Source organism: Stenotrophomonas sp. STEN054 (genome assembly GCF_056854535.1).
Genome location: NZ_JBXFWG010000003.1, coordinates 22,159 through 46,364, shown reverse-complemented (window position 1 = coordinate 46,364; position 24,206 = coordinate 22,159). Strand labels below are relative to the sequence as shown.

Below are 24,206 nucleotides of genomic sequence, written 5' to 3'. Positions count from 1 at the left end.
TGGCGGTTGACCATCGGTGTCATCAAGACACTGAACGGTCGTGGGTACAGCCTATCAAACTGTCGGAACCATTGTCCTGCAAGCGTCTTGGAGACATTACAGGTCTGTTGCGGTGCAAGATGCCGCCGAGGGGAGGTGCTGCTACCGTCGGATCTGACCAGCGGTGTCATTCCGCTGAAACACTCGCAAGACCAGACCTTTGGGAGAGGGGAAAGGCATGCATTCTCGGAACCACGCAAAAAAGACACCGGTTACCTTACTCGCCATGGCGGTCAGCCTGGCCCTGTCGGCAGGCGCCGCTGCCCAGCAGCAGAGCGAGGCGCCCAGCGCCACCAACCTGGACACGGTCAACGTCACCGGCTACCGCGCCAGCGTGGAGAAAGCGCTGGACATCAAACGCGGCGAGGCCGGCGTGGTCGATGCCATCGTGGCCGAGGACGTCGGCAAGTTCCCGGACCTGAACCTGGCCGAGTCGTTGCAGCGCATTCCGGGCGTGGTGATCACCCGCGAAGCCGGTGAGGGCCGCAACATCTCGGTCCGCGGCCTGGGCCCGGACTTCACCCGCGTGCGCATCAACGGCATGGAAGCGCTGACCACGGTCGGCGCCGGTGACCAGAGCGGCGGCACCAACCGTGGCCGTGGCTTCGACTTCAACGTCTTCGCCTCGGACCTGTTCTCGCAGATGGTGGTGCGCAAGACCGCCTCGGCCGACGTCGAAGAAGGTTCGCTGGGCGCGACGGTCGACCTGCGCACCGCGCGCCCGTTCGACTATGACGGTTTCACTTTCGTCGCCAGTGGCCAGGCCAGCTACAACCAGATGGCCGAGAAGGCCGACCCGCGCCTGGCCGCGCTGATCTCCAACACCTTTGCCGATGGCACCTTCGGCGCGCTGCTGTCGGTGGCCTACTCCGAGCGCCAGGCGCTGGAAGAAGGCTCCAACACCGGCCGCTGGGCCAACGGCACCAGCAATGGCGGCTTCAGTGCGGCCTCGCCGTTCACCGCCGCCCGCAGCGCCGATGTCTACCACCCGCGCTTCCCGCGCTACGTGCAGATGGAACACCAGCAGAAGCGCCTGGGCATCACCGGCTCGCTGCAGTGGAAGCCGTCGGACCGCACCGAGATCTCGCTGGACACGCTGTACTCGAAGATCGACGCCACGCGTGACGAGCACTACATCGAAGCGATCTCCTTCAGCCGCAACCGAGACTCGGCCACCGGCGCCAACCGCCGCCCCGACCGCGACGGCAAGCCGTCAACCATCGTGCGCAACGGTGAGATCCGCAACAATGCGCTGCTCTACGGCGAGTTCGACAACGTCGACCTGCGCACCGAAAACCGGCACGACGAATGGAACACCGAGTTCAAGCAGGTCAGCCTGAACTTCGACCATCGCTTCACCGATGATTTCCAGATGACCGGCAAGGTCGGCATCTCGCGCTCGGCGCACGAGAACCCGGTCCAGACCACCATCATCATGGACAAGTACGACGTCGACGGCTACAGCTACGACTACCGTGGCAACAGCCGGGCGCCGATCCTCAACTACGGCATCGACCCGACCAACCCCAACGGCTGGGAACTGGCCGAGATCCGCCTGCGCCCGCAGTACGTGGACAACGATTTCGATACCGCCGAGGTCAACTTCAACTGGAACCTCAGCCCCGGCTTCCGCCTGAAGGGCGGCGTGCTGGCCAAGGACTACACCTTCAGCACGCTGGAACTGCGCCGCAGCAGCGAAGGCGCGGTACCGCTGCTGGCCGACGGCACCCGCATCGTGTCGGCCGACCTCACCAGCCAGGCCGGCCTGAAGGGCATCAACGGCTCGCCCTCGAACTGGGTAGTGCCGAACCTGGGTGCCATCGCCGACCTGCTGGACATCTACAGCAACACCGGTACCTTCGCCGTGTCCCCGCGCGCCAACAACAGCCGCAGCGTCGAAGAGAAGGACCGTGGCGTATGGCTGATGGGTGAGTTCTCCACCGACCTCGGTTCCATCCCGCTGTCGGGCAACGTCGGCGTGCGCTACGTGCAGACCGAACAGACCTCCAGCGGTGCGGCCACGGTGGGCGGCGTGCTGGTGGATGCCACCACCAACCGCAAGTACAACGACACCCTGCCCTCGTTCAACCTGGTGGCGGAGATCACCCCGGACTTCCTGATCCGCCTTGGCGCGGCCAAGGTGATGAGCCGCCCGGGCCTGGGCAACCTGACCCCGGGCGTGACCGTGGCCGTGGCCGGCGGCGCGCGCACCGTGGCCGGCGGCAACCCCAACCTCGATCCGTTCCGCGCCACCAACGTGGACATGAGCTTCGAGTGGTACTTCGCCGAAGGCGCCATGGCCGGCATCGGCCTGTTCTACAAGGACATCGACTCGTTCGTGCAGACCACCCGCGAAGTGCGGCCGTACTCCAGCAGCGGTCTGCCGGCCAGCCTGCTCGACGGCACCGGCGCGTCGGTCAACGACGACTTCACCTTCAGCATCCCGCTCAACACCCCCGGCGGCGAGCTGTATGGCGTGGAAGCCAACTACACCCAGCCCTTCACATTCCTGCCCGGCAAGTGGTCGAACCTGGGCGTGCAGCTGAACTACACCTGGGTCGATACCAGCATCCAGTACGTCAACGGCACCGGCGCTGCGGTCATGAAGAACCAGCTGACCGGCACCTCGAAGAATGCGTGGAATGCCACGCTGTTCTACGAAGGCGATGCCTGGTCGGGCCGTGTCTCGGCCACCAACCGCAGTGACTACCTCACCCAGGCGCCCGGCCAGGAAACCGGCTTCAACCTGGATGGCTACCACGGCATGACCGGCACCACCGTGCTTGATGCCTCCATCCGCTACCGCATCAGCGACCAGCTGGAACTGAGCCTGGAAGGGATCAACCTGACCAATGAAGCATCGGATGAGTGGGTGTATTCGCCCACCACCGGGCAGCTGCCGCTGCAGTACACCGAAACCGGCCGCCAGTTCCTGCTGGGCGTGCGCTACAAGTTCTGACCGCTGACGCGGCGGCGTGCAGTCACGCCGCCGCACTTGGAGTGCAACGAAAACGCCGCTGCAGCTGCTGCGGCGCAAGATGCCGCGCGCCATGTGCTTTGCTACGTTCATGCGTGACCAGCGGTGTCAGCAAGTCGTTGCACCTGCGTCGTACCGGAGGAGGCCGGTACGAGCGCTAGAACGCCTTCGCAACGCTTGAGGACACCCTGGGAGGGGATTTCAGATGGATTCGTCGCTCGCGCTTCACCGCGGCCGCGCGCCGCTCACCGTGCTTGCCCTGTCGATCGGACTGGTGCTGAGCCACGCCGCGCATGCACAACAGACCCCGGAAGCGGCTGTGGCCGATGCGGTCGACCTGGACAAGGTGGAGGTCAAGGCCACCTACCGCGAAAGCCTGCAGCAGTCGCTGGATGAAAAGCGCTACAGCGTCGAGCAGGTCGATGCGATCTACGCCGAGGACATCGGCAAGTTTCCTGATCTGAATCTGGCTGAATCGATGCAGCGCATCGCCGGCGTCTCCATCGACCGCGAAGGCGGCGAAGGCCAGCAGATTTCCGTGCGCGGCCTGGGTTCGGATTTCACCCGCGTGCGCATCAATGGCCTGGAAGCGCTGTCCACCGCCGGCAGCGGCACCACCGGCGTCAACCGCAGCCGCGGCTTCGACTTCAACACCTTCGCCTCCGAACTGTTCAGCCGGGTCAAGGTCAACAAGACCCAGTCGGCGCAGATGGACGAAGGTTCGCTGGGTGCCACCGTCGATCTGCGCGCATCGCGGCCGTTCGATTTCGAAGGCCTCCAGGCCTCGCTCAACGGCCAGTACGGCTACAACGAACTGTCGCGCTCGAAAGACCCGCGCGTATCGGCGCTGCTGAGCAACACCTGGGCCGACGGCCGCTTCGGTGCGCTGATGTCGGTGGCGTGGAGCAGGCGCACGATCTTCGAGGAAGGCTACAACCCGGTGCGCTGGGAGCACGGCAACTACCGCAACTCCAACCAGGCCACCGCCGCCAACAACGGCACCTACGGCTTCTGCAGCCCGGCCGGCTACGACCCGCAGACGCCGCGCAACCCGGCCGCCAATGAAACCGCGCAGGGCGTCGGCAGCGCCGCCAACCAGGCGCGCAGCAACGGCTGGGGCAGCTACGGCATCGACGCCACCCACTGCGGCACCGGCATCGACCGCCCGGAGGCGACCACCGGGAACATCGCCGCCTACGAGACGGCCACCAATGCGTGGATCCCGCGTTACCCGCGCTACATCCGCACCGAGCATGAGATCGAACGGCTCGGTGTCACCGGCGCGCTGCAGTTCCGCTTCAGCCCGGACAGCCTGCTCAACCTCGACCTGATGTATTCGAAGCTGGACAAGGACCAGCGCGAGGATTCGATCGGCGCCAACCTGCACCGCACCGCGCAGTACGGCGGCAAGACCCAGATCGTGGTGCGCGAGGCGCAGGTGGATGCGCAGAACCGGCTGGTCTACGGCGTGTTCGACAACGTCGACTTCCGCACCGAATCGACCGCCATCGAAGAGAGCACCGAGTTCAAGCAGGCCAGCCTGAACTTCGAGCACCGCTTCAATGACGCGGTGCGCCTGGATGCGCTGGTCGGCCATTCCTCGTCCAGCTTCGAGCGGCCGGTGTTCTCCATGGTCAGCTTCGACAACAGCAACCTGGATGGCTTCGTGCTGGACATGCGCAACGGCGCCAGCATGCCGTCGATGACCTTCCCCTTCGCGCTGGGCGATGCGGCCTCGTGGCAGTGGCTGGGCTACGGCACCGCGCCGGTGAGCGCGAACGGCACCGCGCGTGGCGGCAACATCAGCGAAGTGCGCCTGAACCCGCAGTACGTCGACAACAGCTTCGACACCGCCAAGGTCGACCTGACCTTCAACGTCTCGCCCACCTTCACCCTGCGCGGCGGCCTGGCCTACAAGGACTACGGCATGCGCACGCAGGAGTACCGCAACATCAGCTACGGACGCATGTCGCAGGCGCTGCCCGACGGCGTCAGCGTGGGCGACCTGTCCACCACGCTCGGTGGGTTCGGCAAGGGCCTGGACGGCAGCACGCCGGCCAGCTGGCTGATCCCTGATTTCAACCGCATCGCCGAGCTGCTCGACATCTACTGCAACTGCAACACCGGCACCCTCGGCGGTGACTACCGCCTGGCCGGAGTCGGCCACTTCGGTGCATCGAACAACAACTTCGACGTGACCGAAAAGAGCTACGCCAGCTACCTGCAGCTGGACTTCAACACCGAGCTGTGGGACCGCCCGTTCCGCGGCAACCTCGGCCTGCGCTACGTGCGTACCGAGATCGACGCCAGCGGCTACGCGCCGTGCCAGGCGGCCAGCAGCAGCGATCTGTCGGCAGCCTGCGAACCGTTCCTGGGCGTTGCCAGTGCCACCGCCGATGCAGGCGAGCGCCTGCTGGTGGCCACCACCGTCGGGCACCGCTACGACGACTGGCTGCCCTCGCTGAACCTGGCCTGGGACCTGACCGACAGCGTCGTGCTGCGCTTCGGTGCGGCCAAAACCATGGCCCGGCCGACCCTGTCCAACCTCTCGCCCAGCGTCAGCGGCGGCCCGACCAGTTTCCTCGACGAGGACCGCTACTACTCGATCAACCTGGGCAACCCGAAGCTGGATCCGTTCCGTTCCACCAACTACGACCTGAGCGCGGAGTGGTACTTCCAGGAAGGCGCGCTGCTGTCGGCGGCGGTGTTCTACAAGGACATCGAAACCTACGTGCAGCGCACCCGCCTGCTGACCACCTGGGGTGACATGGGTTACTCGCTGGACCTGCTGCCGGCCGGCTTCAGCCCGAACACGCTGTTCAACGTGCAGAGCTACTTCAACACCCCGGGTGGTCCGTTGAAGGGCTATGAGCTGACCTACCAGCAGCCCTTCAGCTTCCTGCCCGGCCTCTGGAAGAACTTCGGCGTGCAGCTGAACTACACCCACGTCGATTCGAAGATCAAATATCTCTTCAGCTCCGGCAGTGGCGACACCATCGTCACCACCTACACCGAGAACGACCTGCTGAACCTGTCGCCCAACTCGTACAACGCCACCCTGTACTACGACGACGGCCGCTTCAGCGCGCGCGTGTCCACCAGCTACCGCGATGCCTACATCAACCAGATCCTCACGCAGGAAAACGTCTGGGACCTGGACGGCAACCCGTACGCCACCGCCGACGTCACCGGCAAGTACAGCGTCAAGAACGTGGATTTCAACATGTCCTGGAAGTTCAACAAGCAGCTGACCGTCAGCTTCGAGGCGATCAACCTGCTGGACAGTGCCGACGAACGCTACGTCGATTCGGCGCTGTCACTGCCCGACCGCTACACCCACACCGGGCGCCAGTACTACCTGGGGCTGCGCTACAAGTTCTGAGCGCACGCCCTGCACCGCCGTACCGCACCGCCGCCATGCCGCTGCACCGTCGAATGCTGCTGAAAGGAAGGTTCCATGCACCGTACCGCTTCTGTCCTGCCCCTCCCGCGCCGTCGCCTGCTGGTGGCCGCGCTGTCGCTGGCCACCGCGCTGCCCGCGCTGGCCGCACCGTCGCCGACGCTTCTGTTCCACGTCGACGCCAACCAGGGACTGACCGCCGTGACGGCGCAGGGCGAAGCGGTGCCGAACTTCCGCGACAAGGCGGCGGTGGTCGATGACGGGGCGCGCGGCAAGGCGATCCAGTGGGAAGACGATGGCGTGCTGGCCTGGGATGCGCCGGGCAACATCCAGGCCCAGCGCGGCACCCTGGCCTTCGACTGGCGCCCGCGCTACGCAGTGGGCGAAGCGCCGTTCGTGATCTTCCGCGTCGGCTATGCCGACCACAGCAGCTGGGACATGGCGTGGCTGCGCATCGACTGGAACGGCCATGGCTTCGATGCCTTCGTCACCGATGCCAACCTCGCACGCACCCGCGTGTCGTTCCGCATGGACACGCCGCCGCGACCGGAGCAGTGGCTGCACCTGGCCTTCGCCTGGGATGAGGACCAGGGCGTGCGCCTGTTCGTCGACGGCCGTGAAGTGGCGCGCGCGCAGGCGACCGGTGATTACGATGCGGCGTTGGACCAGCTGGGTTTGGCCGGGCGGGTGATGGCGCCCTACCAGGTGCAGAGCCGCTACAACTTCCTGCGTGGCAGCGATTTCCAGCACATCCGCGTGTACGACCGCATGCTGGATGCCCCCGCCATGCAGACCCTGGCGAGTGGGAAAGCGCCGGCCAGCGCGGTGGCGCCGGCCAGCGACGAGCGCGCGTGGCGCCATCGCTTCGGCTGGGAAGGTGCGGCACCGCCGGCACTGGCGTCGGCCGGCACGCGCATCCGCAAGATCGAGTTCGCCGATACGCGCGACCACAAGGCGTGGATGTGGAAGGCCACCGACGGCATCGCGGAAACCACCTGGCCGGGCGTCTACAACCGCTCGCGCCTGCCCGGCCGCAACGATTACTTCCAGCTGCCGGACTGGAACACCTACGTGGAAAGCGGCCAGCACCTGGACCTGACCCTGCCGGCCGGCGAGACGGTGAACCGCATGGAGATCCGTGGTGCGGCGTTCGGCAGCCTGGCGCATGGGCCCGACGCCGAACATGCCACCGAGGTGCTGGCCACGCGCCCGCGCGGCGTGGTGCGCAGCGTGCAGGACATTGCCGCGCAGCAGGGCGGCGTGCTGCGTTTCAGCAACGTCGAACAGGAAACCCCGATCCAGGAAGTCTGGGCCTACAACGTGAGCGAAGGCACCGAGCCGGAAGGCACGGTCAAGCAGACCTACGTGATCGACAGCCAGGCCCTGCCCGACTACACCAACCTCGATGCGCTGCGGCACTACATCGATGGCCGCTTCCCGGCCGCCGAGCGCAGCACGGTGATGGCGCTGCCCAAGGGTGCGGGTTCGCGTCGCCGTGGTGCCGACAGCCTGCCGACGCAGCCGCGGCCGATCGTGCACGTGCTGATCCCCTCGGGTGTCGGTGATGCTCCGGCCAACCAGCCGCTGATCCGCAGCTGGGCCTACAGCTGGGAAAACATGCACGACGGCCTGGACGGCGTGGCCATCGACCTTCCCGCGCTGGACCTGCCGGCCACCCACGACGGCCTGATTCCGCTGAACCTCCGCATCAAGGATCCGATCTGGCCGGCACGCGACATGATCGATGTCTCGGTGTCGGTGCCGCCGGGGCAGAAGCGCACGCTGTGGCTGGACCTGCGCGACCGCATCCTCACTCCCGACAGCCTGTGGCTGAGCATCGCCTCGGCCGCGCCCGGCTTCGATGCCGCCGCGTTGGACGGCGCGCAGATCCGCCTGGTGTTCAAGCCGCGCGCCGAAGCGCTCAAGGAACACGTGGCCGACCGCTTCAACCAGGTGCGCGACAACTGGGGCTTCCTGGTCGAGGAACACACCACCTCCAAGCGCCAGCGCCTGTATGCGCGCGTGTATGCCGACCTCAGCGACCTGCTGCGGGTGGACCCGGACCACGAGCTCGGCCGCCTGTACTGGAACTACATCAGCTACAACAGCCAGGGCCGCCCGCCCTACACCGCACCGGCCGTGCCCAAGGGCGTGCCGGCGTGGGCGTTCAACCAGGTGCAGGACCTGGCCCAGGTGCGGCAGTTCGTCGACTGGTGGATCGACGAACGGCAGGTGGCCTATGGCGATTTCGGCGGCGGCATTTCCGATGATTCCGACCTGACCCAGCAGTGGCCGGGGCTGGCGCTGATGGGCGTGCAGCCGGATCGCCTGAATGCCTCGCTGACCGCGCTGTCCGATGCGGTGTACCGCAATGGCATGTTCAGCAATGGCCTGAGCACGATCGAGACCGACGAACTGCATTCCTACGAGGAAGGCATCAACACCAACAGCGCGATGCTCTACCTCAACTGGGGCGACCCGTTGACCCTGGAGCGCCTGATGGAAACGGTGAAGGCCTTCGACGAGCGCATCATCCTGCGCAACCCGCAGGGCAATCTGCTGTTCTCCAGCAACTGGTTCGGTGGCAACAAGGTCTACCGCGAGCCGAACTGGCAGTGGCAGAAGCCCTATTCGTTCCCGGTGCTGCACCCGGCGTTCCTGCTCGGCCAGTACAACGCCGATCCGACCGGCCGCAAACTCGTGATCGGCCTGGCCGATGGCTACCTGGCCCATGCGGGCACCGACGAGAAGGGCCGCTTCACCCTGCCCAACGAGATCAACTGGGCCACCGGTGCCACCCGCGGCGGTGAGTTGAACAATGGCTCCGGCGGCGGCGACACCATGCACACGTTCTGGGCCGCGTGGCGCTGGACCGGCGATGCGAAGTACCTGCAGGCGCTGGACTACCGCGTGGTCCGGGGCGGGCCGGGCGCGCTGGCCAACCTCGGCGAGAACTACGTCGACGTCCTGGGCCGGCAGCATGACTGGTATCCGACGCTCACCGCCGAGGCCGACGCCGGCAAGACCGGCTTCGCCAGCCTGATGGCCTGGCAGGCCAGCGGCGATACGAAGTACATCGACGCGCTGCACGCCGACGGCCTGCAGGCCAAGGTCCAGCGCGCCTACATGAACACCGAGGGCCACTGGTGGTCCGATCGCGTGGAAGCGCCCAGCGAGTTCCTGCAGCGCGCGCGCCTGGGTGGCATTGCGCTGAAGCGCAACCAGAGCTGGCCCGGCCACACCGTCAGCTGGCGCTTCGACCGCGACGGTGCCGCCGAACAGGTCGCCCTGCTGGTGCATGCGCCCTCGCGCGAACGCTTCACCGTGACCAGCCATAACCTGGGCACGCGCACCATCGCCGCCGACATGACCGGCTGGAACGTCGCCAGCGGCACCTGGCGCGTACGCAGCGGCATGGACGCCGATGGCGATGGCCGCATCGACGGCACCGCCTCCGAACGCAGCGTGAAGCTGGAAACCAGCGCCTCGGTACCGATGCAGTTCCGCCCGGGCCGCACCGAGGTGTTCGAGTTCGAGCGGATCAGCGCCGGCACGCCGGTGGAGACCCGTGCGGACCTGGGCATCGGCCGTGGCGATGTGCGGGTGGATGGGCGCCAGGTGCACGTGACCGTGCACAGCCTGGGCCATGCCGGCAGCGGCGTGGGCGTGGCGGTGCTGGAGGACGCGCGTGGTCGCGAGATCGCGCGCACCGAGGTGCCGGCCATGGCCGCACCGGTGGACCTGCAGCCGAAGACGGTGGTGGTGTCGCTGCCGCTGCCAGCGGGTGACCGCAGTGGCCTGCGCGTGCGCGTGGCGCTGGCCGATGGCGGCGAGGAAGTGACCCGGTTGAACAACGTGGCGGACGTGCCGCGTTGATGGAGCCGCCAGGCATGGCCCGGCGGGACGCGGTCAGGCCGCGTCGGTCTCCATCATCTTCACCCGGCGCTGGTACCAGCCATCGTCGAGCGGATCGAACACGGCGCTGCGTTCCATCACGCCCTGGTACACATGCACCGACACTGCCAGGTCGGTCTCGCTGGCGTTGCGCAGCGTGTGGTACTCGTGCGGCGGGATCAGGCTGCCGGCGCTGCCGCGGTAGCCGTACAGGGCGTCCTGCGCGGCGAAGCGGTGGCGGTCGCCCTGCCGTTCCAGCAGCGCATACGGAGTGACGATCAGCTCGCCCTGCCAGACCCCTTCCACGCACCACATCGCATCGTGGTCGTGCAGCGGCGTGCCCTGCCCCGGGCCCCAGCACATGGCAATGACGCTGTAGCCCAAGGTCGGGCTGCGGTGCAGTTCGCGGCGTGCGTAGTGGCCGTCGACCGGGCGGCGCACGCACGGCGGCAATTCAATGAGCGGATCGATGATGGCCTCGCGAAGCACCTTCTGCAGGGCGTGGGTGATCAGCGCCGGATCCGCCAGGCAGACCGCGCCGTCAATGGCTGCCAGCAGGCGATCCCGGCCCGTGAACGGCAGTGGTGTGAACGTCGCTCCCATGTCGGCCAGTCTAGGCGAGCCGGGTTAACAGAATGTTTTCAGACCCTCATCTTTTTCAGATGACGCGGATTGCCACGACGTTACGCGCAATTAGACGCAATTAAGCGATATTGCCGCCATCATGGCAGCAGCAGTGCGCGCAGCTCCGGCACCTCGCGCGCCAGTTCCGTGGCCACCAAGGTGGCGAACACCCGCGCGCCCTCGTCGCCCAGGTGGGTGTAATCGAAGGCCTGCTTGGCCTGCCCCATCGGTTCCAGCGCGGCGTTCTGCACCGAAGCTGGCGCGCCGGCCAGGGCCGGGCTGGCGCCGACCGTGGTGCCGCCCAGGGCGCTGGCCACCTGCGCCTGCGTGGCGGGTGCCTGCGCAAGCCGCATCGCCGCTACCGGCCCCAGCGCCTGGACCAGGGCGCGGCTGCGGCCATGCAGATCCACCAGCGGCACCTGCAGTTCGCGCGCCACCGCCCGCACGCTGTCGGCCCACGGTGCCAGGTCGTCCACCAGCACGCCATCGACGAACTGGCGTCGGGTCAGCGGGGTCAGCAGCACCGGTCTGGCGCCGGCCGCGCGCACCTGCTGCACGTAGCGGCGCAGGTTGTCGGGGAACTCATGCTGCAGGTCGGTCGAGCGCCCCGGCTTGCCGGGCTGGTCGTTGTGGCCGAACTGGATCAGCACCCAGATGGCGGCGTAGCCCGGCGTACGCATCTCTGCCTCGACCAGCGCCCACGAACCCTCGGCGCGATAGTTGTAGGTGCTGCGGCCACCGCGCGCCAGGTTCAGGCAGGCGGCGAACGAGGTCACGTGGTCGGCGCAGAAGGCCGGGCCCCAGCCGCCCTGCACGGCGGTGGTGGAATCGCCGACCAGCACGATCTTGCTGGCGCGGATCGGCGTGGGTGCCGGGCGGTCGTTGATCGACGGGTCGACAGCGGCGTGGGCCGCGCCGGCCACGGCCAGGGCAAACAGGACAGGCAGCAGGCGCATCTCAGGCGGTACCTCGTTGCAGGAAGGGGACGCGCTGGTAGAGCTCGCGCTCGCCACCGCGCGGGTCATCGGCGCCGCGGCTGTGCACGTCGAACAGCATCGTGCGCCGCTGCGGCAGGGTGTACGGCGCCCAGTCCGGCAGCCCGGCGTGGTTGGGGTCGCCGTGGCGGGCGAAGGCGATCAGCGCGTCGCTCATGGTGCCTGCCAGCGCGCGCGCGTCTTCGCCACCGCCGGTGCGCGCCGTGGGCAGGCCGGCGTTGTCGAACACCAGCGGGATATCCAGGGTGTGGAAGGCGCGCAGGCGTCCCTCCTCCACCGGCGAGGGCCAGTCGAGCTGGTAGGACCAGGTCGGCGCTGCCGTGGCCGGCTGCCGCGCGCGTGCTTCCAGCTCCTCCACCGCGCCACGCCAGGAGCGCCCGGCGGTGGTGGCGGCGAAGAACACCTCCGACGCCGTGTAGTGCGGATAGAGGCGGCGGTAGTGCGCGATCACCACCGACGGCAGCAGATCGACGAACTGCTGTTTTTCCAGCTGCGCCGGCAGGGTGTTCCAGTCCAGCGCGAAGTTGCCCGGGTCGTTGCCGAGGAAGGCGCGGGTTTCATCGTGGGTGTTGCCGATCACCATCGGGATGGCGGCCGACTGTGCCGGTGCCTGTGGCCAGAACGGATGCACCGGCAGCACCACCTCGTCCAGCACCGGCCCGAAGTACAGCGCGGTGTCCTCCACCCGCGACGGATCGCGGGCGCGGGTGGCTGCCAGCAGATCGGCTGCCGGCAGGCGCAGCAGCGCGGCCAGGTCCGGCGCGTGCACCGCGTCCATCGCCACCGCCGCGCGCTGTGCGGCCGCGCGTGGGCCGGCGGCGGTGACCTGCTGGCCGCTCATCGTCCACGCCCGCTGGAACAGGCCGCGTGCGGCCGGCATCGCCATCAGCGTGGCGATCTTGGCACCGCCGCCGGACTGGCCGAACACGGTGATGTTGCCCGGGTCGCCGCCGAAGGTCGTGGCGTGCTCGCGCACCCACTGCAGCGCCTGCACCAGATCCAGCTGGCCGGCATTGCCGGACGCGGCGTAGCGCGGGTCGCCCAGCGCGCCCAGGTACAGGTAGCCGAAGGTGTTCAGGCGATGGTTGAGGGTGACCACCACCACGTCGCCGCGCCGGCACAGCGCGCTGCCGTCGTACAGCGGGTCGCTGCCGGAGCCGTTGTTGAAGCCACCGCCGTGGATGTAGACCAGCACTGGCCGCCGCGCGCGCGCATCCAGCGCCGGCGTCCACACGTTGAGGAACAGGCAGTCCTCGCTGCCGGGGCCCTCGGTGCCCCCCTGCGGTGCCGCCGCGCCGTAGTCCAGTGCGTCGGCGATGCCGCGCCAGGCCGCTTCGGGCCGCGGTGGCTGGAAGCGGTAGCTGGCCGTGTCCGCGCCATAGCGCAGGCCACGGAACACCAGCACGCCCTGTTCGCGCTGGCCACGCACGCGGCCGCCACGAACCCGCGCCAGCACCTGGGTGTCATCGCGCGGGCCCGGTGCCGCCAGCGCGGCCGGCAGTGCCGCCACGGTGGCCGTGGCCAATGCCCAGCGCGCGCTGTCGCGCAGGAAACGGCGGCGCTGCAGATCGTTCGGTGCGGTGTTCATCGGCCACCCCGGGGTCGGATCCCCTCGCCGGAGGAGAGGGGCTCTGACCCAGCCGCCAACCACGCTTGCGCCAGCTTCGGCCATACCGCCAGCGTCGACCCCGCCGGCACGCGCATCCCGAAACCATGGCCACCGTGGGCGAACACATGCAGCTCGTGCTCGACCCCGGCCGTGGCCAGTGCCGCAGCCATCAGCTCGCTGTTGTGCACGCTCACCACGCGGTCGTCGTTGGCGTGGATCAGCAGGGTCGGCGGCATGTCCACGCTCACCTGCTGCTGCATCGAATACCGCGCGGCAAGCGCCGCATCGGGGTGATCGCCGAGCAGGCGCCCGCGCGAGCCGCTGTGCGCATGCGCGCCCATGTCGATGACCGGATACACCAGCACCGCGCGAGCCGGGCGCGCGCTCAGCCGGTCGATGGCATCGCGTGCCGGGTACACCGCGGCATCGAAGCCGGTGGCCAGCCGCGCAGCGACGTGGCCGCCGGCGGAAAAACCCATCACCGAGATGCTGTCGGCATCCAGCCCGCGCCGCGCGGCCTGCCCGCGCACCACCCGCAGCGCACGCTGCGCATCGGCCAGCGCGGCCTGGCGGTCGCGGCCGGGCTGCGGCAGGCGGTAGCGCAGCACGAACAGGGTGTAGCCGGCGCGGTCCACCCATTCCGGCACCAGAGCACTGTCTTCCTTGTCGATCACCACGCGCTGGTAGCCGCCGCCGGGGATGACCAGCAACGCGCGCCCGTTCGGCCGTGCCGGTGCATGCACCAGCAGGTAGGGCGCATCGACCTGGTCGATGTAGCGGTCGGGGTGCGCCGGGTCGCTGCTGCGCTCGACCACCCGCGCCGGCCGTGCCGGGCCCTGCTCGCCCGGGACCTGGCCGTCCGGCCACAGGGCGATCCGCTCGCCGGCCAGCTCCTGGCCGGGGCGTTCGTTGTCGCGCGGCGGCGCGGCGGTGGAGGTCAACGGCAGGGCCAGCAACAGCCCGCACAACAACAGCACGACAGGACGCAGACGCATGGCAGGCAACGGCTCCGGCAGGACGGGGACAGGGTGCCTGGTGCATCCGGTGGCAGCATGTGATGCGCTGCGGCTTGCACGATGACACCGGTTTACCATATACACCTCCTGCAGACGCTGTCGATGGGCAGTGCAACAAACACAGGGAGACCGTTCTTGAGCAACGAACACGGCACACATGGGCAGACGCCGCCGCCGGACGATGCGGCCGCGATCGCCCAGGCCTTCACCACCGCCCGCCGCGCGGGGAAGTCATTGGCCGCATTCCCGGGCACGATCCCGGACACCCTGGTGGGTGCCTACCAGGTACAGGACCTGGCCATCGCCGCCTGGGATGACCGCCTGGTCGGCTGGAAAGTGGGCTACATCGCCGCCGAGCGCCGTGATGTTTCCGCGGATGACCGCCTGCTGGGCCCGGTTTTCTCTCGTCAGCTGAAAAATGCTACCGGTGGAACAACGGACATCCCGGTGTTCGTCGGCGGCTTTGCCGCGGTCGAAGCGGAGTACGTGCTGGAGCTTTTGGAGGATGCTCCGGCCGGACAACTGCACTGGTCGCCGGAACAGGCCGAAGCGCTGCCCGCGCGCCTTTACATCGGCGTGGAAGTGGCCAGCAGCCCGCTGGCCACCATCAATGAACTCGGTCCGCGCGTGGTGGTGTCCGATTTCGGCAACAACAACGGCCTGGTGCTGGGGCCGGAAATCGTCGACTGGACCGCGCGCGATGAAACCTCGCTGCGCGCCGAGACGTTGATCGAGGGCGAAGTGGTCGGCACCGGTGGTGCAACGCGCCTGCCCGGTGGCCTGCGCGCCGCCTATGCGTTCGCGCTGTCCCGTTCGGCGCTGCGTGGCCGGCCGCTGCGCAAGGGCGACCTGATCGCCACCGGCAACGCCACCGGCATCCATGACATCACCGCCGGGCAGACCGCGCTGGTGCGTTTTGCCGGCTTCGGCGACATTGCCTGCCGGGCCGTGCCAGCGGGATGACCGCCGGCCAGCCCTGGTGAACACGCGCGGGAGGGCGCAGATGATCACACGACGTAACTTCCTGGCCGGTGGCGCTGCAGCCCTGGCCACGCCGATGCTCGCGGCCTGTGGCCGCGGGCGGGCTGCTGGCGTTGACGGCGGCACCCTGCTGACCGCCACCGACGTGCACGTGGCCGACTACCCCACCGTCACTGCGGTGAAGTGGATCGGGCAGACGCTGGAACGCGAGACCAATGGCCGCCTGCGGCTGCGCCAGTATCACTCGGGCCAGCTCGGCCGCGAGTCGGAAGCGATCGACATGGCCCGTTTCGGTGCCATCGACATCACCCGTGTCTACGCCGGTGCGCTGAACAACGCCTTCCCGCTGACCCAGGCGCTGTGCCTGCCGTACGTGTTCAAGTCGGTGGCGCACCAGCGTGCCGCACTGGACGACGGCGTGGCCGAGGCCGTGCTGCGCGGCTTCGAAAGCCGCGACCTGGTCGGTCTGGCGATCTACGATTCCGGCGCGCGCTGCTTCTACAACACCAAGCATCCGATCGTTTCGCCGAAGGACCTGCATGGCCTGAAGCTGCGCGTGGCCTCCTCGGACATCTTCATCCAGCTGATGCGCCTGCTCGGTGCCAACCCCACGCCGATGTCGCTGGGCGACACGTTCTCGGGCATGGAAACGCACATGATCGACGGTGCCGAGAACAACATGCGCAGCTTCCATTCCAGCCGCCATTTCGAGGCCGCGCACTACTGGTCGCAGAGTGATCACTCCTACGCGCCGGACGTGCTGCTGATGTCGCGCGCCAGCTTCGAACGCCTTTCGCCGGATGACCGCCAGCTGCTGCTGCACACCGCGCGTGCTTCGGTGGCCGTGATGCGCGAACAGTGGGATGCATCGGAAAGCATTGCGCGCCGCGCGGTGCTCGACTTCGGGGTGAAAGCCAACGAAGTGGACATGCCCGCCTTCCGCGCCGCGGCCCAGCCGCTGCTGAAGGAGTATCTGCAACAGCCGGACATCGCCGCGCTGGTCGACCGCATCCGCGCTGCCTGAGGAACCTGCCATGACCGAGACCTTGTCGCCCGCCGCCGGGCCGGGACAGCGCCTGCTGGACCGCATCGCCGACATCGCCATCTACTGTGCCGTCGCCGCCCTCCTCGGGCTGGTGGTGGTGCAGGGCTGGCAGGTGTTCGCCCGCTACGTCATCAACGATTCGCCCAGCTGGACCGAGCCGGTCACCCTGCTGCTGCTGGCCACGGCGATGAGCCTGGGCGCGGCCTGTGGCGTGCACACCAATCGCCACTTCGGCTTCTTCCTGCTGCACGCCTATATGGCCCCCGGCCTGCGCCGTGCCGTCGATGTGCTGATCCAGCTGGTGGTGGCAGTGCTGGGCGGCTTCATCGCCTTCTGGTCGGCCGACCTGCTGCTGGACGGGATGGACATCAAGGCGGCCGGTGCCAACCTGCCGCAGAGCATCAACTACCTGCCGCTGGCGGTGGGTGGTGCGCTGATGGTGCTGTTCGCACTCAACCGTGCGTGGAAAGCGCTGCAGGCCAGCGACGCTGGCAGCGACGACGCTGAAGGAGATCGTTGACCCATGGGCATCACCATCCTGTTCGCCGTATTCGCCGTGCTGCTGCTGCTCGGCGTCCCGGTGGCCTACGCACTGGCCGCGGCCGCACTGGCCACCCTGCTCTACCTGGATATCCCCAGCATCGTGCTGGTGCAGCAGATCTCGGCCGGCACCGGCTCGGCCTCGCTGATCGCCATTCCACTGTTCATCTTCGCCGGCGAAATCATGATGCGCGGCGGCATCTCCGAGCGCCTGATCGCACTGGCGTCCTCGCTGGTCGGCCGCCTGCGCGGTGGCCTCGGCCAGGTCTCGATCCTGTCGTCGCTCTTCTTCGGCGGCGTTTCCGGCTCGGCCATCGCCGATGTCTCGGCGGTCGGCGGCACGATGATCCCGCAGATGGTCAAGCGCGGCTACGACCGCGATTTCGCGGTGAACGTCAGCATCACCGCCGCGCTGGTGGCGCTGCTGGTGCCGCCCTCGCACAACCTGATCCTGTTCTCGGCCGCGGCCGGTGGTGGCCTGTCCATCGCGGATCTGTTCGCCGCAGGTATCGTGCCGGCACTGCTTATGACCGTCGCCCTGATGCTCACCGGCTACGCCGTGGCACGCCGCCGCGGCTATGGCGTGGAAGTGTTCCCGGGCTGGCGCGCGGTGCTGCTGCGCGTGATCTCCGCCCTGCCCGGCCTGGGCCTGGTGGCGCTGATCTTCGTCGGTATCCGTGCCGGCATCTTCACCGCCGTGGAGAGCGCGGCCATCGCCGTGGTCTACGCCCTGCTGGTGACCACCGTGCTGTACCGGCAGCTGCGCTGGCGCGAATTCTTCGACACGGTCATCCATGCCGCACGCAGCACCGGCGTCATCCTGTTCGTCATCGCCACCGCCGCGGTGTTCGGCTGGCTGCTGGCCTACCTGCAGGTGCCGACCGCCGCGGTGGACTTCCTGCAGTCGTTCGCGCACAGCCAGTTCATGGTGCTGCTGATGATCGTGGTGATGCTGCTGCTGCTGGGCACCTTCATGGACCTGGCGCCGATGATCCTGATCTGCACGCCGATCTTCCTGCCGGTGGCCAGGGCCTATGGCATCGATCCGATCCACTTCGGCCTGGTGCTGGTGTTGACCGGTGGCCTCGGCCTGGTGACGCCGCCGGTAGGCTCGGTGCTGTTCATCGGTACGTCGATCGGCAAGATCACCGTCGGCCAGAGCATGCGCACCATCTGGCCGTTCTGGTTCGCCGCGCTGGCGGTGCTGCTGATCGTCACCTTCTTCCCGCAGCTGTCGCTTTGGCTGCCGGCCGCGCTGCGCGCGTGATCCGGCGTCGCGCGCTGCCGCTGCTGCTGGGTGTGGGCATGGCCGCCACCGCAGCCCATGCCGCGCCGCCAGCGGCAGCGCCTGCCATCCCGGTGGGCGGCTTCAACGACGGGGTGAACCACTGGCGCAGCGGCCATGCGGACGGTTACGCGCGGTTGGAACCGCAGCAGTACCGGCAGATCGCCGACAACCTGCTGTTGCTGCAACGCCGCTCTGGCGGCTGGCCGGTCAACCAGGACCCGCTGCGGGTGCTGGACGCCGCAGCGCGCGAGGCCGCCCGCGCTGCCCGGGATGAGCCTGGCGGCAGCTTCGACAACCGCACCACCTACACCCAGGTCGACTACCTCGCCGAAGCCTTCGCCCGCAGCAGCGACAGCCGCTATCGCGACGCCGCACTGCGCGGGCTCGACTTCATCCTCGACCAGCAGATCCAAAGGTGTGGCGGCTGGCCACATTCGGTGCCGGCGCGCACCGATTACCACGAGCGCATCACCTTCGCCGACGACGTCACCAGCGGCGTGCTGGCCACCCTGCGCCAGGTGCAGGACGCACCGCGCTTCGCCTTCGTCGACGCCGCGCGCCGCGCGCGGGTGGCCACGGCAGTGCAGCGCGGTGATGCCTGCCTGCTGCGCCTGCAGGTACGCCAGCACGGCCAGCCGACGCTCTGGGCCGGCCAGTACGATGCCACCACGCTGCAGCCGGCACCCGGACGAAAATTCGAACTGGCCGCACTGGTGACCGACGAAAGCGTGGGCGTGGTGCGTTACCTGATGTCCATTCCCGATCCGTCGCCGCAGACGGTGCAGGCCATCGAGGGCGCGCTGGCGTGGTTCCAGGCGAACGCGCTGCACGGCCTGCGCCTGCAGACCGTCGACGCACCGGCCGAACAGTTCGCCCACCACCGCAGCACCGTTGATCGCCGCCTGCTGGCCGACCCGGCTGCACCGCTGCTGTGGGGCCGCTTCCACGACCTCGCCGACAACAGCGTAGTGCTGGCCAACCGCCAGGGCGAACGCCTGCAGACCTACGAACAGGTCGGCCGCGAGCGGCGCACTGGCTACCACTGGTACGGCACTTGGCCGCAGGCCCTGCTCGACCGCGACGCGCCCGCCTGGCGCGCCCGCATTGGCCGGCCTGCTCCCTGACGTTGTCACTGCACCCGCACCACGGAGGAACCCGATGCTCTCGCGCACCGCTCTGAAGTCCCTGCTTGCCGCTACGCTTCTGCTGGCCGTGCCCGCCCTCGCGCAGGCGCAGGCACCCGGCACCTCGTGGAAGCGTGGCATCGAGAACCAGCGCCAGGCCGACCTCGGCGACGGCACCTTCCTCAACCCGGTGTTTGCCGGTGACCGGCCCGATCCGTCGGTGCTGAAGGACGGCGAGGACTACTACCTCACCCTGTCCTCGTTCGATGCCTACCCCGGCCTGCCGATCTGGCATTCGCGCGACCTGGTGAACTGGCAGCCGCTGGGCCATGCGATCACGAAGAACGTGGGCGCGATCTGGGCGCCGGACATCGTCAAGCACGAGGGTCGCTACTACATCTATTTCCCGGCCCGCACCGGCGACAGCCGCAGCAACTTCGTGGTCTGGGCCGACAGCATCAAGGGCCCGTGGAGCGAGCCGATCGACATCGGCCTGGGCGGCTACATCGACCCCGGCCACGCCGTGGGCGAGGACGGCAGGCGCTACCTGTTCCTCAGCGGCGGCGACTACGTGCAGCTGGCCGACGATGGCCTGAGCGTGGTGGGTACGCCCAAGCACGTCTACGACGGCTGGAAGTACCCGCAGAGCTGGGACGTGGAGGCCTATGCGCAGGAAGGCCCGAAGATCCACTTCCGCGATGGCTGGTACTACATGACCACCGCCGTGGGCGGCACCGCCGGCCCGCCGACCGGACACATGGTGATCACCGCGCGCTCGCGCTCGATCCATGGGCCGTGGGTGAACGCGCCGAACAACCCGATCATGCGCACCCAGTCGGCCGCCGAGCCGTGGTGGTCGCGCGGCCATGCCACGGTGATCGAAGGCACCGACGGGCGCTGGTGGATGATGTACCACGGCTACGAGAACGGGTACTGGACGCTGGGCCGGCAGGCCCTGCTGGAGCCGATCGAGTGGACCGCCGACGGCTGGTTCCTGGCCAAGGGCGGCGACCTCGGCCAGCCGCTGCGCAAGCCGTCCGGTGAATCGGTGGGCGCACATGGCATGGCCCTGTCCGACGACTTCCGCGGCAAGGTGCTCGGCCCGCAATGGTCATTCTTCAACCCGGCCCAGGACGAGTACCGGCGGCTGGGCTTCAGCGGCCAGGGCCTGGTGCTGCAGGGCAAGGGCGAGACCCCGCGCGACAGCTCGCCGCTGACCGCCATCGCCGGCGACAAGGCCTACCAGTTCGAGGTGGAGATGGACATCGCCCCGGGCGCGGTGGGCGGCGCCCTGCTGTTCTACAGCGACCGCCTGTACGTGGGCGTGGGCAGCAACGGCGAGAAGTTCATCATGCACCGCTACGGCGAGGAGCGCCCCACCCGCTTGGCGGACAGCGCAAAGGGCGGCAAGCTGTGGCTGCGGGTGACCAACAACCGCCACATCGTGACGATCCACTCCAGCACCGATGGCCAGCGCTGGGAGAAGTACCCGGTTCAGATGGAAGTGTCCGGTTACCATCACAATGTGGCTGGCAAGTTCCTGGCACTGAAACCGGCGCTGTATGCGGCCGGCGACGGTGCGGTAACCTTCCGCAGCTTCCGCTATCGCGCGCTGGACTGAGCGCGCGCTGGAATCCCCAGACTTACCGGGTTCACTACATGTCAGTGCGCAACAAGAACGATGCCGCCACGCCGGCATTGGCGAAGGGCAAGGCCGCCACGATCAACGACATCGCGCGACTGTCGGGAGTATCGAAGAAAACGGTTTCACGGATCATCAACAACTCGCCCCTGGTGCGCAAGGACACGCGCGACAAGGTCGAGGCGCTGATGCGCGAGGTCGGCTACACGCCTGATCCGCTGGCCCGTGGCCTGGCCTTCCGCCGCTCCTTCCTTATCGGCATGGTCTACGACAACCCGACCGCCCAGTACATCGTGGACATGCAGTACGGCGCGCTGGACGCGCTGCGCGGTTCCAGTTTCGAACTGGTCGTGCACCCCTGCGACAGCCGCAGCCCGGGCTACATCGACGGCGTGCGCCGCTTCGTGCAGCAGCAGAAGCTGCACGGGGTGATCCTGGTGCCGCGTGCCTCCGAAGACCAGGCGCTGGCCGACATGCTGGATGAGATCGGCTGCCGCTTCACCCGCGTGGCCGCGCTGCCGCTGGATGAAACCTCGCAGATGGTGGTCACCCACGACCGCGACGGTGCGGCCGAAGCGGCCGATTATCTGCTTTCGCTGGGCCACCGCGAGATTGCCCTGGTGACCGGCCCCAGCGCCTATCGCTCCGCGCACGAGCGCACCGCCGGCTTCATCGACGCGCTGGCACAGCGTGGCATCGAGCTGCCGAAGGACCGCATCATCGAGGCCGGCTACACCTTCGAATCGGGCGTGGCCGCCGCCGAGAAGCTGCTGCTGGGCAAGCGCCGGCCGACCGCCATCTTCACCGGCAACGATGAAATGGCCGCGGGCATCTACAAGGTGGCGCTGCGTGCGGGCATCAACATCCCGCGCCAGCTGTCCATCGTCGGCTACGACGACAGCCCGCTGGCCTCGCGCCTGTGGCCGTCGCTGACCTCGGTGCGCCGCCATACCCGCGACACCGGCCGCACCGCCGCGGCGATGCTGATCCAGCCCGACAGCCAGGCCGCGCTGCAGATCGCCAGCGTGCGCCCGCACCTGATCGTGCGCGACTCCTGCCAGCCGCCAGAGGACTGATGCCTGCGGCAGCAGTCCTGCAGGTCGCGACCGTTGGTCGTGACACCTTCAGGCCTCAATCCGGTAGGTCACCACCGTTGGTGGTGACTCTTCCCCCCTATTGATCGCCCCCACCCAGCCCCCGCTATCGTGCGGCGCAAAATGACACCGGTTACCAACGTCGCTAGAATCGACCGCGAACCGCGCCGGGGCCGAACCCTTCGGCCCGCCCCCTGCTCTGGAGAAGCCATGTACTGCAAGACCCACTACGCCACCCATCCCGACGCCATCAAGGGCGCCAGCAACGACCAGCTGCGCGAGCTGTACCTGCTCGACGGCCTGTTCAATGCCGGCGAGGTGACCCTGAAGTACACACACTACGAGCGCTTCGTGCTTGGCGGCGCGGCCCCGATCGATGCCCCGCTGGCCCTGCCGGCGCAGACCGAACCGGCCTCGGCCGCCGGTCATCCGTTCCTGGAGCGCCGCGAGCTGGGCGTGATCAACGTCGGCAGCGGCACCGGTACGGTCACCGTCGACGGCACCGTCTACACGCTGGGGCCGAAGGATGGCCTGTACGTGGCGATGGGCAGCAAGGACGTCGTGTTCGCTTCGCAGGACGCCGCCAACCCGGCACAGTTCTACCTGGCCTCGACCCCGGCCCACGCGCGCTTCGAAACCAAGCAGCTGTCGATCAAGGATGCGGTGGCGCTGGACCGCGGCGCGCTGGAAACCAGCAACGAGCGCACCATCTACCAGTACATCGTGCCGGCCACCTGCCAGTCCTCGCAGCTGCTGCTGGGCCTGACCGTGCTCAAGCCGGGCAGCGTCTGGAACACCATGCCGCCGCACCTGCATGACCGCCGCAGCGAGGTCTACTTCTACTTCGACCTCGGCGCCAACGACCGCGTCTACCACTTCATGGGCGAACCGGACGCGCAGCGCCACATCGTCATGCAGAACAACGAAGCGGTGGTGTCGCCGCCGTGGTCGATCCACATGGGTGCCGGTACCAGCAACTACGCCTTCATCTGGGCGATGGGTGGCGAGAACCTGGATTACACCGACATGCACGTGCTGGACATCTGCCAGCTCAAGTAAGCCCTGCGCGGCCGCCGTGCACCGCGTGCCGGCGGCCGTCGCCGCATCCCCCGCTCGCCTCTACCAAGGAACGCACACGCAATGGCTAATCCCTTCAGCCTGGAAGGCAAGGTCGCTCTGGTAACCGGTGGTAATACCGGCCTGGGCCAGGGCATCGCCGTGGCACTGGCTGCCGCTGGCGCCGACGTCGCCGTGGCCGGCATCGCCCCGCCCACCGAAACCATCGAAAAAATCACCGCGCTGGGCCGCCGCTGCCTGGCCATCGAAGCCAACCTGATCAGCATCGAGCCGGTGGCGCGCGTGGTACGCGAAACCATCGGAGGCCTGGGCGGGCTCGACATCCTGGTCAACAACGCCGGCCTGATCCGCCGCGCCGATGCGGTGGACTTCAGCGAGCAGGACTGGGACGACGTGATGAACGTCAACATCAAGTCTGCGTTCTTCATCTCGCAGGCGGCCGGCCGCCACTTCATCGAACAGGGCCACGGCAAGATCATCAACATCGCCTCGATGCTGTCGTTCCAGGGCGGCGTCCGCGTGCCGTCGTACACCGCCAGCAAGAGCGGCATCGCCGGCATCACCCGCCTGCTGGCCAACGAGTGGGCGGGCAAGGGCGTGAACATCAACGCCATCGCGCCGGGCTACATGGCCACCGACAACACGGCCGCCCTGCGTGCCGATGCGGACCGCAACAAGGCGATTCTCGAGCGCATTCCGGCAGGCCGCTGGGGCAACCCGGAAGACCTGGCCGGTGCAGCGGTGTTCCTGGCGTCGTCGGCGTCGGATTACATCAACGGTGCGGTGCTGCCGGTGGATGGCGGCTGGCTGGCGCGCTGAGGCGCGCCGTTCGGTAGAGCCGAGCCCATGCTCGGCTGTCGC

General features: G+C 68.1%; 16 protein-coding genes. 12 read left to right on the top strand and 4 right to left on the bottom strand.

The window, feature by feature from the left end:
* Nucleotides 1-217: 217 nt before the first annotated feature.
* From AC1VXD_RS01860 to AC1VXD_RS01850, 3 genes are all read left to right on the top strand, one after another.
* Complete coding sequence (locus tag AC1VXD_RS01860; RefSeq protein ID WP_482990574.1) at nt 218-2,998, top strand: TonB-dependent receptor; 2,781 nt, start codon at nt 218-220, stop codon at nt 2,996-2,998.
* 223 nt (nt 2,999-3,221) lie between these two features.
* A complete protein-coding gene (locus AC1VXD_RS01855; protein ID WP_482990573.1) occupies nt 3,222-6,398 on the top strand; it encodes a TonB-dependent receptor in 3,177 nt (1,058 codons plus the stop codon).
* A 75-nt stretch (nt 6,399-6,473) separates the two neighbouring features.
* Complete coding sequence (locus tag AC1VXD_RS01850) at nt 6,474-10,292, top strand: LamG-like jellyroll fold domain-containing protein (protein WP_482990572.1); 3,819 nt, start codon at nt 6,474-6,476, stop codon at nt 10,290-10,292.
* 33 nt (nt 10,293-10,325) lie between these two features.
* Here the strand turns inward: AC1VXD_RS01850 and AC1VXD_RS01845 are convergent, their stop codons facing one another.
* The 4 genes from AC1VXD_RS01845 to AC1VXD_RS01830 form a co-directional block, all read right to left on the bottom strand.
* Nucleotides 10,326-10,913 carry a cysteine dioxygenase family protein gene (locus tag AC1VXD_RS01845; protein ID WP_482990571.1) on the bottom strand — a complete coding sequence of 196 codons (588 nt, stop codon included), beginning with the start codon at nt 10,911-10,913 and terminating at the stop codon, nt 10,326-10,328.
* A 119-nt stretch (nt 10,914-11,032) separates the two neighbouring features.
* Nucleotides 11,033-11,890 (bottom strand): rhamnogalacturonan acetylesterase, encoded by an 858-nt coding sequence (locus AC1VXD_RS01840; protein WP_482990570.1) that lies wholly within the window; start codon nt 11,888-11,890, stop codon nt 11,033-11,035.
* A gap of 1 nt (nt 11,891) precedes the next feature.
* Nucleotides 11,892-13,517 carry a carboxylesterase/lipase family protein gene (locus AC1VXD_RS01835; protein WP_482990569.1) on the bottom strand — a complete coding sequence of 542 codons (1,626 nt, stop codon included), beginning with the start codon at nt 13,515-13,517 and terminating at the stop codon, nt 11,892-11,894.
* Nucleotides 13,514-14,533 carry an alpha/beta hydrolase gene (locus AC1VXD_RS01830; RefSeq protein WP_482990568.1) on the bottom strand — a complete coding sequence of 340 codons (1,020 nt, stop codon included), beginning with the start codon at nt 14,531-14,533 and terminating at the stop codon, nt 13,514-13,516. The genes AC1VXD_RS01835 and AC1VXD_RS01830 overlap by 4 nt, the downstream gene beginning before the upstream one ends.
* Before the next feature lie 156 nt (nt 14,534-14,689).
* On the opposite strand from AC1VXD_RS01830, the gene AC1VXD_RS01825 reads away from it, so the two are divergent.
* The 9 genes from AC1VXD_RS01825 (at nt 14,690) to kduD (ending at nt 24,164) form a co-directional block, all read left to right on the top strand.
* On the top strand, nt 14,690-15,517 hold the full coding sequence (locus AC1VXD_RS01825; RefSeq protein ID WP_482990567.1) for a 2-keto-4-pentenoate hydratase: 828 nt from the start codon (nt 14,690-14,692) through the stop codon (nt 15,515-15,517).
* Between the two features lie 40 nt (nt 15,518-15,557).
* Entirely contained in the window at nt 15,558-16,559 is a 1,002-nt protein-coding gene (locus AC1VXD_RS01820; RefSeq protein WP_482990566.1) for a TRAP transporter substrate-binding protein, read from the top strand.
* Between the two features lie 10 nt (nt 16,560-16,569).
* A complete protein-coding gene (locus AC1VXD_RS01815; protein WP_482990565.1) occupies nt 16,570-17,100 on the top strand; it encodes a TRAP transporter small permease in 531 nt (176 codons plus the stop codon).
* A 3-nt stretch (nt 17,101-17,103) separates the two neighbouring features.
* Nucleotides 17,104-18,387 carry a TRAP transporter large permease gene (locus tag AC1VXD_RS01810; RefSeq protein ID WP_482990564.1) on the top strand — a complete coding sequence of 428 codons (1,284 nt, stop codon included), beginning with the start codon at nt 17,104-17,106 and terminating at the stop codon, nt 18,385-18,387.
* Entirely contained in the window at nt 18,384-19,532 is a 1,149-nt protein-coding gene (gene pelA / locus AC1VXD_RS01805; RefSeq protein ID WP_482990563.1) for a pectate lyase, read from the top strand. Before AC1VXD_RS01810 ends, pelA begins: the two co-directional genes overlap by 4 nt.
* 34 nt (nt 19,533-19,566) lie before the next feature.
* Complete coding sequence (locus AC1VXD_RS01800) at nt 19,567-21,153, top strand: family 43 glycosylhydrolase (protein WP_482990562.1); 1,587 nt, start codon at nt 19,567-19,569, stop codon at nt 21,151-21,153.
* Nucleotides 21,154-21,191: 38 nt separating this feature from the next.
* The gene (locus AC1VXD_RS01795) at nt 21,192-22,250 is read left to right on the top strand and encodes a LacI family DNA-binding transcriptional regulator (protein WP_108767196.1); all 1,059 of its coding nucleotides are present in this window, start codon (nt 21,192-21,194) and stop codon (nt 22,248-22,250) included.
* 228 nt (nt 22,251-22,478) lie between these two features.
* The gene (gene kduI, locus AC1VXD_RS01790; protein ID WP_482990561.1) at nt 22,479-23,327 is read left to right on the top strand and encodes a 5-dehydro-4-deoxy-D-glucuronate isomerase; all 849 of its coding nucleotides are present in this window, start codon (nt 22,479-22,481) and stop codon (nt 23,325-23,327) included.
* An 81-nt stretch (nt 23,328-23,408) separates the two neighbouring features.
* Entirely contained in the window at nt 23,409-24,164 is a 756-nt protein-coding gene (gene kduD / locus AC1VXD_RS01785; protein WP_482990560.1) for a 2-dehydro-3-deoxy-D-gluconate 5-dehydrogenase KduD, read from the top strand.
* Nucleotides 24,165-24,206 lie beyond the last annotated feature (42 nt).

Bases quoted from the DNA above. Each gene is read 5' to 3' on its own strand.
- AC1VXD_RS01860 (WP_482990574.1), top strand. From the start codon at position 218: ATGCATTCTCGGAACCACGCAAAAAAGACACCGGTTACCTTACTCGCC.
- AC1VXD_RS01855 (WP_482990573.1), top strand. From the start codon at position 3,222: ATGGATTCGTCGCTCGCGCTTCACCGCGGCCGCGCGCCGCTCACCGTG.
- AC1VXD_RS01850 (WP_482990572.1), top strand. From the start codon at position 6,474: ATGCACCGTACCGCTTCTGTCCTGCCCCTCCCGCGCCGTCGCCTGCTG.
- AC1VXD_RS01845 (WP_482990571.1), bottom strand. From the start codon at position 10,913: ATGGGAGCGACGTTCACACCACTGCCGTTCACGGGCCGGGATCGCCTG.
- AC1VXD_RS01840 (WP_482990570.1), bottom strand. From the start codon at position 11,890: ATGCGCCTGCTGCCTGTCCTGTTTGCCCTGGCCGTGGCCGGCGCGGCC.
- AC1VXD_RS01835 (WP_482990569.1), bottom strand. From the start codon at position 13,517: ATGAACACCGCACCGAACGATCTGCAGCGCCGCCGTTTCCTGCGCGAC.
- AC1VXD_RS01830 (WP_482990568.1), bottom strand. From the start codon at position 14,533: ATGCGTCTGCGTCCTGTCGTGCTGTTGTTGTGCGGGCTGTTGCTGGCC.
- AC1VXD_RS01820 (WP_482990566.1), top strand. From the start codon at position 15,558: ATGATCACACGACGTAACTTCCTGGCCGGTGGCGCTGCAGCCCTGGCC.
- AC1VXD_RS01815 (WP_482990565.1), top strand. From the start codon at position 16,570: ATGACCGAGACCTTGTCGCCCGCCGCCGGGCCGGGACAGCGCCTGCTG.
- AC1VXD_RS01810 (WP_482990564.1), top strand. From the start codon at position 17,104: ATGGGCATCACCATCCTGTTCGCCGTATTCGCCGTGCTGCTGCTGCTC.
- AC1VXD_RS01800 (WP_482990562.1), top strand. From the start codon at position 19,567: ATGCTCTCGCGCACCGCTCTGAAGTCCCTGCTTGCCGCTACGCTTCTG.
- AC1VXD_RS01795 (WP_108767196.1), top strand. From the start codon at position 21,192: ATGTCAGTGCGCAACAAGAACGATGCCGCCACGCCGGCATTGGCGAAG.
- kduI (WP_482990561.1), top strand. From the start codon at position 22,479: ATGTACTGCAAGACCCACTACGCCACCCATCCCGACGCCATCAAGGGC.
- kduD (WP_482990560.1), top strand. From the start codon at position 23,409: ATGGCTAATCCCTTCAGCCTGGAAGGCAAGGTCGCTCTGGTAACCGGT.